The organism is Elstera litoralis, assembly GCF_000963705.1.
Classification (GTDB): Bacteria; Pseudomonadota; Alphaproteobacteria; order Elsterales; family Elsteraceae; genus Elstera; species Elstera litoralis.
On record NZ_LAJY01000357.1, the window covers coordinates 1 to 7,000 of the forward strand.

Consider the following 7,000-nt stretch of genomic DNA (forward strand, 5'->3'; position numbering starts at 1 on the left):
GGCGGCGGGGTATCGACCCCGCGCGTAATCGCAAACACCCAAGCGCCCATTCCGGCGAACAGGGCGATCAGCAGCAACCAGGCGGCGGCAAGAATACCGCCGCCCCGGTTTTGCGGCGGCGCACCGCGCGGATCGGTCATGCTGGTCATGGCGGCGCAAACCCTCTGAAGCTAGAGACGCGGCTCAGTTCGGCGCGCGATTAACGTAAAGCGAAATGCCGCGAATGAGATCGACGGCACGGGCGAGTTGGTAATCATCGGCCGACCCCAACACCAGCGGCGCTGGCTCGCCATTGGCCGCCGGCGTCGGCGCAACCGGGGCAACGGAGCCCGGTGCCGCCGGGTTGGCCCGCTCGTTCGGATTGCGGATTGCGCCGCGTAGGGCCGCTTCGCTGCGACGCTCGCCCGCGTTCAGCGTTTCGACGCGTGCCAGCGGCACGATAATATCGGGTTCGATCCCCTTCGCCTGGATCGAACGACCCGACGGTGTGTAATAGAGCGCCGTCGTCAGGCGAATACCACCATTGCCGGGACCGAGGCGGGTGACGGTCTGCACCGAGCCCTTGCCAAAGGATTTTTGGCCCATAATCACCGCGCGCTTATGGTCTTGCAGCGCGCCCGCAACGATTTCCGAGGCCGAAGCCGAGCCATCGTCGATGAGCACGACCATCGGCAGCCCCGCCGCCAGATCGCCGGGCTTCGCGTTGAAGCGCGTCGCGCCTTCCGGACGGCGTGGGCTGGAGGTGGAGGTAATCTCCCCCTGCTCCAGGAACTCATCGGACACGGAAACCGCCTGATCGAGCAAACCGCCGGGGTTGCGGCGCAGGTCGAGCACGATGCCCTTCAGCTTCGGCCCGGCCTGCTCCTTGAATTTCTTCATCGCCGCCTGCACGCCCGCGTCGCTCTGCTGGGTAAAGCTGGTGATGCGCAGATAGCCGATATCGTCGCCCTCAAGCCGCGAGCGCACGCTTTCCACTTTGATGATGGCGCGGGTCAGGGTCACGTCGAAGGCATCGCGGCCCTCGCGGCGAATGGTCAGGCGCACTTCGCTATTGACCGGCCCGCGCATTTTTTTCGACCGATTCCTGCAACGTCAGGCCAACGATAGCCTCGCCATTGATATGGGTAATCAGATCGTTCGGTTTCAGCCCGGCCTTGCTGGCGGGGGTATCGTCGATGGGCGAGACGACTTTGATGACGCCCTGTTCCTGGCTGACTTCCAGCCCCAAACCGCCGAACTCGCCGCTTGTCTGGACCTGCATTTCCTCGAAGCTCTTCGGGTTCATGTAGGAGGAATGCGGGTCGAGCGAGGTGAGCATACCGTTGATGGCGGCTTCAATCAGCGCTTGATCGGAAACTTTTTTCCACATAATCCGCCCGAATGCGCTCAAAGACCTGACTGAACAGATCGAGCTGACGGTACGTGTCGGAGGTTTTGGTCTGGGCCAAAGTCTCAGGAATGCTGATCGCCTGACCGATCACCACGCCCGCGCCGATCAACAGCCCGATGGCGGCACCGCGCGCAAGATAGCGCAGGCGCGAGGGAGCCGCCGGCGCGTGCGGGTCGGAAGAAAGGGGGCCAGGTCGTTCCATTACCACTCCTAATTGGCTCGTTGCGCCGAAACCCAGGTCTGCGGGTTCAAGGTTTGCCCTTGGCGACGCAGTTCGAAATAGAGCACCGGCGCATGGTCGCCACCCTCACCCATCACCCCAACCGGCTCACCGGGATCGACCGCGCGCCCAACGGTCGCATCCAATCGGCCTAACCCAGCCAGCAAGCTATGATAGCCATCCCTATGTTCCACAATCAAGATCAGCCCGTAGCCCCGGAAGGGGCCGGAGAAAATGATCTTGCCCGCCGCCGGTGACAAAACAAGGGCACCATTGCGGGTTTCGATGGAAAGCCCGCGCGCGGTCGCCCCAACATCGGTGGCCTGACCATAGGCCCCGGTGATCTTGCCGCTTACCGGCAGCGTGCGCCCGGCCTTGGGTGTGATAAGCGCGTCACCAAGATCGATATGCCCTGCCGCCTGTTCGCGCCGCACCGCCGCCCGCCCGGCTTCGTCGGCCCGGCGGCGCTCGTCGGCTTGCCGGTCGGCCACGAGTTTTTCCAAAAGATCGCGCAGATCTTTGGCCGACCCTGCGAGCTGCTTGAGCTTTGCACCAGATTTATCGGCTTCGGTATCGAGCTGTTCTTCCAGCGCCTCTTTGCGCTTCAGGAGGGCGGCGATTTGCGTGCGCTCCTGGGCGAGGCCGCGTACCTGGGTCGACACGCGGTCGCGCTGGCGGCGGATGGTATCATCCACCTTCGCCAATTCATCGAGTTCGCCGCGCAGAATCTGCAACCGCTCCTGCACTGCCGGCACAGTGCCGCCGATAATCAGCCCGGCGCGGATGGCATCCTGCGGGTCGCCCGGCTGCATCAGCATGGCGATGGGCGGAAACTGGGCGAGGCGCTGGCTGGTGGCGAGCAGTTCCACCAGTTCGGCGCGGCGCAGGGCGATCGTCACGCGCTTATCGTCGGCGTCGGTTTCAAGATCGCGCAAGGCCCCCTCAAGGTCGGTCAGCGCTTTCTCATTCTCGCTGGCCGAGCGACCCGACACCGTAAGCTGCGCGCGCAACTGTTCAACCTCGGCCTGGATCGCCTTCTGCTGCTGCGCGAGTTGCTGCTGTTTGGCGCGGGTTGCGGCAAGCTCGCTTTCGATCCGGCGAAGCTCCTGCGCCTTTTGCTCCTCGGCGCTGCGCTGCTGGGCGGCCGCGGGCAGGGAAAACGCCAGCGCGAGGGCCAGAATGGCCCCCGCCCCGCGCCGCCCCCATCCGCGCAGCGCCTTCATCTTACTCAGCCGCCGCCTGGGCTGGCGCGGCATCGGAGAGCAGGCTGATGCCGGTCATCACGGCGGGTTGCGGCAGCCCGATCAAGGCGAGCAGCGTCGGTGCAACATCGGCCAATGCCCCTTCGCGCAGGCTTTTGACCCCGGCGGGGGCATTGACCAGGATCGTCGGCACCAGATTGAGCGTATGGGCCGTATGCGGCTCCCGCGTGATCGGGTCGATCATCTGTTCGGCATTGCCGTGATCGGCTGTCACCAGCATCGCGCCCCCAGCCTTAACGACGGCCGCTTCCAAACGCGCGAGGCAAGCATCGACCGTTTCAACGGCCTCGATAGCGGCGCTCAGAATGCCGGAATGGCCGACCATATCCGTATTGGCGTAATTCACGACGATGGCATCGAACTGCCCGCCCTCAATCGCCGCCACCAGCTTATCGGTGACTTCCACCGCCGACATCGCGGGTTGCAGATCGTAGGTTTTCACCTTCGGGCTCGGCACCAAAATCCGTTCTTCGCCGGGAAACACGGTTTCAACCCCGCCGTTGAAGAAGAAGGTGACGTGGGCGTATTTCTCGGTCTCGGCAATGCGCAACTGGGTTTTACCCGCCTTCGCCAGCACTTCGCCCAAAGTATCGGGAATATCTTCGGGCGGAAACAGCGCCGGGAAAAACACGTTCAGCGCGCTCGAATATTCAACCATGCCAAGCATCGCCGCAAACTTCGGGGTGCGGCTGCGCGCAAACCCGTCGAAGGCCGGATCGGCCAGCGCCGTGAGCAGTTCCCGCGCCCGGTCGGCACGGAAATTCACCATCATCAACCCGTCGCCGTCCGCCATACCGGCATAGGCCCCGATGACGGTTGGTTGAATGAACTCATCCAATTCACCGGCGGCATAGGAGGCTTCGATTGCCGCTTTTGGGCTTTCGGCCATTTTGCCTTGCGCCGATACGATGGCCCGATAGGCGGCTTCCACCCGGTCCCAGCGCTTATCGCGGTCCATCGCGAAGAACCGTCCGCTGAGCGTGCCGATGCGCACCCCCGGAACGCCGCCGAGCGCCGCTTCCACTTGGCTTAAGAACGTCAGCGCGCTTTGCGGCGGCGTATCGCGCCCATCGGTGAAGACATGGAGGATGACCGGCACGCCCTGGGCCGCGATCAGCTTGGCGGTGCCAACGATATGATCCTGATGGCTATGCACCCCGCCGTCGGACATCAACCCGAGCAGATGCGCCGCGCCGCCCGAGGCCTTGAGAGTCGCGATGAACTGGTGCAGGCCCGGTTTTGCCGCCAGCGACCCATCGAGCAACGCATTGTCGATGCGCGGCAGGTCCGGCACAACAATGCGGCCCGCGCCGAGGTTCATGTGACCGACTTCGGAATTGCCCATTTGCCCTTCCGGCAGCCCGACGAAGCGTTCGGACGCATTCAACCGCCCGGTCGGGCAGGTCTGCATCAGCCGGTCGAAGGTCGGCGTGTTCGCCTGGGCGATGGCGTTATTATCGAGATCGGACCGCAGGCCCCAGCCATCGAGAATGCACAGAACTACAGGGCGCGGGGACATGATCGGCTTCCTTTCGTCGAACGGCAGGCGGGGTAAGGGGCGGACCTGCCCGCTATCTGCTTTTATATAGAAGCAAAACACGCTCACCGCTATGGACGGATGCACTGCAACGCGCCATAAAGAGGTGTTTTTAGCGTCTCGATAGTCCCGCGAGGGGGTAGGCCGCATGTTGGGCATAGGTTCCTTAAAGATCACGGGTTTGGCCAGCATACCTGTGCTATGTCCCGTCTTTCTCTCCGCGCTTGCCCGCTGACCTTTCGTCGGACTGACCCCATGACCACGCTGACCGTTGCGACCTGGAACATCAACTCCGTGCGCCTGCGCCTCGATACCGTCCTGCGGTTTTTGGCCGAGGCCGCGCCAGATGTTCTATGCCTTCAGGAAATCAAAACCGAGGATGCGTTTTTCCCCGGCGCGGCCTTTACCCAGGCGGGTTATCCCTATCAGGCAATCAAGGGCATGAAGGCTTATAATGGCGTCGCCATTCTCTCGCGCCTGCCGCTCACCCGCACGCAAACGCTGGATTGGTGCGAGCGGACCGATAGCCGCCATGTTTCCGCCGAAGTCGGTGGAATCGAGCTGCATAATTTCTACGTTCCGGCGGGCGGTGATATTCCCGACCCTGAGCAGAATGAGAAATTCGCCCATAAGCTGCGCTTTCTCGATGAAGTGACCGACTGGTTCAGCCAGAATCGCAGCGCCGATCACCCGATGATGCTGGTCGGCGACCTCAATATCGCGCCGCTGGAGCAGGATGTTTGGTCGCACAAGAAGCTGCTGGACGTGGTGAGCCACACCCCGATCGAAGTCGACCGTATGGCCGCGTGGCAGGCGGGGCTGAACTGGACCGATGCCGTCCGCCATTTCGTGCCCGCCGACCAAAAACTTTATTCCTGGTGGTCCTACCGCGCCAAAGATTGGGATTTGGCCGATAAGGGCCGCCGTCTCGATCACATCTGGGTCACGCCGCCCCTGAAAGACCGGCTGCACTCCACCGAAACTCAGCGCCCCTGGCGCGGGGTGGAGAAAGCCTCCGACCATGTTCCCGTCCTCGTGCGTTTAACGGTGCCCGCGTGAGCCTTCATCGCTACGATATTCGCGCGCTGTATGGCGATTACATCCGGGCGGGCCTGGGGATGATCGCGACGCTGGCCCCGATTGCCCTCGTGCGCCCCGATTGGCCGATTGCCACAATGCTCGGCTCCATCGGCCTGCTCTGCTTCTATTTCGTCGCGCAAACCTATATCCGGCACCGCACGGTGGTGGGCATCGACGACGAAGGCATTTTCATGCGCGGCCTCAATACGGTCTCGTTCCGCTGGACCGAACTGTCGCGCTTCAACCTCAATTATTATTCGCTGCGCCGCGACCGGCTGAACGGCTGGATGGAGTTGACGGTGAAATCCGGGACGCGCGAGATTAAGTTCGATTCGCGCCTTGAAGATTTCGTTGCCATCGTCCGCCGGGCGCATGTGGCGGCAAAAGCCAATCAATTGACAATGAACGCGATTACGCAGGCCAATCTGCTGGCCCTGCGCATCTACTAAAAGGAAGACGATAATGGCGGGGTTTCGGTCGCTCGATCAGGTTGAAGTTGCGGGCAAGCGCGTTCTCGTGCGCGTCGATCTGAATGTGCCGATGAAAGACGGCGTGGTGACGGATGCCACCCGCATCGAGCGCGCCGCCCTCACCCTCGCCGAATTGGCCGATAAGGGCGCGAAAGTCATCGTGCTCTCCCATTTCGGACGCCCGAAGGGGCCGGATACCGAAAACAGCCTGTCGCACCTGGTCGCCCCGCTCGCCAAAGCCTTGGGCGGGCGTCCGGTGGCTTTTGCCGAGGATTGCATCGGCCCGCAGGCCGAAGCCGCTGTCGCCGCGCTGGCATCCGGCGGCGTGCTGCTGCTCGAAAACCTGCGCTTCCACGCGGGCGAAGAGAAGAATGACCCGGCTTTCGTGGCGGCCCTCGCGGCTTTGGGCGATGTCTGGGTGAACGACGCTTTCTCGGCCGCCCACCGCGCCCACGCCTCCACGGCGGGCCTTGCCAGCAAGCTTCCCGCCGTCGCCGGACGCTTGATGCAGGCCGAGCTTGAAGCGCTCACCAAAGCCCTCGGCGGCGGCGAGCAGGCCAAAACCGTCGCGATGGTCGGCGGCGCGAAGGTGTCGACCAAGCTCGATATTCTCACCAACCTCGTCGCCCGCGTCGGCGCGCTGGTGATCGGCGGGGCGATGGCGAATACCTTCCTCTATGCCCAAGGCCACCCGGTCGGGGCCTCCCTATGCGAAAAGGATATGGCCGACACGGCCCGGTCGATCCTGGCCAAAGCCGCGACCGTGGGCTGTAAGATCATTCTGCCGGTTGATCTCGCCGTCGCGTCCGAGTTCAAAGCCGGGGCGGCCTTCGAGATTGTCGCTTCGAGCGCAATCCCCGACGGCAAAATGGCGCTCGACATTGGCCCGGCTAGCGTTGTCGAAGCCCGTAAAGCCTTCGAAGCGGCCTCGACTCTGGTCTGGAACGGCCCGGCAGGCGCGTTCGAAATCCCGCCCTTCGATGCCGGAACGGTCGCCCTCGCCCGCGCCGCCGCCGACCTGACCCAGGTTGGAAAGCTCGT

The 7,000-nt window shown here is 63.3% G+C and carries 8 protein-coding genes; 3 read left to right on the forward strand and 5 right to left on the reverse strand.

Annotated features, from left to right (window positions below; translation table 11 throughout):
* Positions 1–183: 183 nt before the first annotated feature.
* The 5 genes from VZ95_RS29785 to gpmI are packed head-to-tail and all read right to left on the reverse strand — an operon-like array spanning position 184 to position 4,391.
* The gene (locus VZ95_RS29785) at positions 184–1,068 is read right to left on the reverse strand and encodes a S41 family peptidase (protein WP_456297702.1); all 885 of its coding nucleotides are present in this window, start codon (positions 1,066–1,068) and stop codon (positions 184–186) included.
* Entirely contained in the window at positions 1,049–1,369 is a 321-nt protein-coding gene (locus VZ95_RS29790) for a S41 family peptidase (RefSeq protein WP_456297703.1), read from the reverse strand. The genes VZ95_RS29785 and VZ95_RS29790 overlap by 20 nt, the downstream gene beginning before the upstream one ends.
* The gene (locus tag VZ95_RS29795; RefSeq protein WP_456297704.1) at positions 1,335–1,592 is read right to left on the reverse strand and encodes a hypothetical protein; all 258 of its coding nucleotides are present in this window, start codon (positions 1,590–1,592) and stop codon (positions 1,335–1,337) included. Before VZ95_RS29795 ends, VZ95_RS29790 begins: the two co-directional genes overlap by 35 nt.
* Positions 1,593–1,600: 8 nt before the next feature.
* Positions 1,601–2,833, reverse strand: a complete 1,233-nt coding sequence (locus VZ95_RS13545) for a murein hydrolase activator EnvC family protein (RefSeq protein ID WP_045776319.1) — start codon at positions 2,831–2,833, stop codon at positions 1,601–1,603.
* 1 nt (position 2,834) lies between these two features.
* Entirely contained in the window at positions 2,835–4,391 is a 1,557-nt protein-coding gene (gene gpmI, locus VZ95_RS13550; protein WP_045776320.1) for a 2,3-bisphosphoglycerate-independent phosphoglycerate mutase, read from the reverse strand.
* 273 nt (positions 4,392–4,664) lie between these two features.
* Here gpmI and xth point away from each other — a divergent pair, with 273 nt between their 5' ends.
* From xth to VZ95_RS13565, 3 genes are all read left to right on the forward strand, one after another.
* Complete coding sequence (gene xth / locus VZ95_RS13555) at positions 4,665–5,468, forward strand: exodeoxyribonuclease III (RefSeq protein ID WP_045776321.1); 804 nt, start codon at positions 4,665–4,667, stop codon at positions 5,466–5,468.
* Positions 5,465–5,938 carry a hypothetical protein gene (locus VZ95_RS13560; RefSeq protein WP_045776322.1) on the forward strand — a complete coding sequence of 158 codons (474 nt, stop codon included), beginning with the start codon at positions 5,465–5,467 and terminating at the stop codon, positions 5,936–5,938. Before xth ends, VZ95_RS13560 begins: the two co-directional genes overlap by 4 nt.
* Before the next feature lie 13 nt (positions 5,939–5,951).
* Positions 5,952–7,000, forward strand: a 1,049-nt coding sequence (locus VZ95_RS13565; RefSeq protein WP_045776323.1) for a phosphoglycerate kinase, incomplete at its 3' end; no start/stop codon positions are given.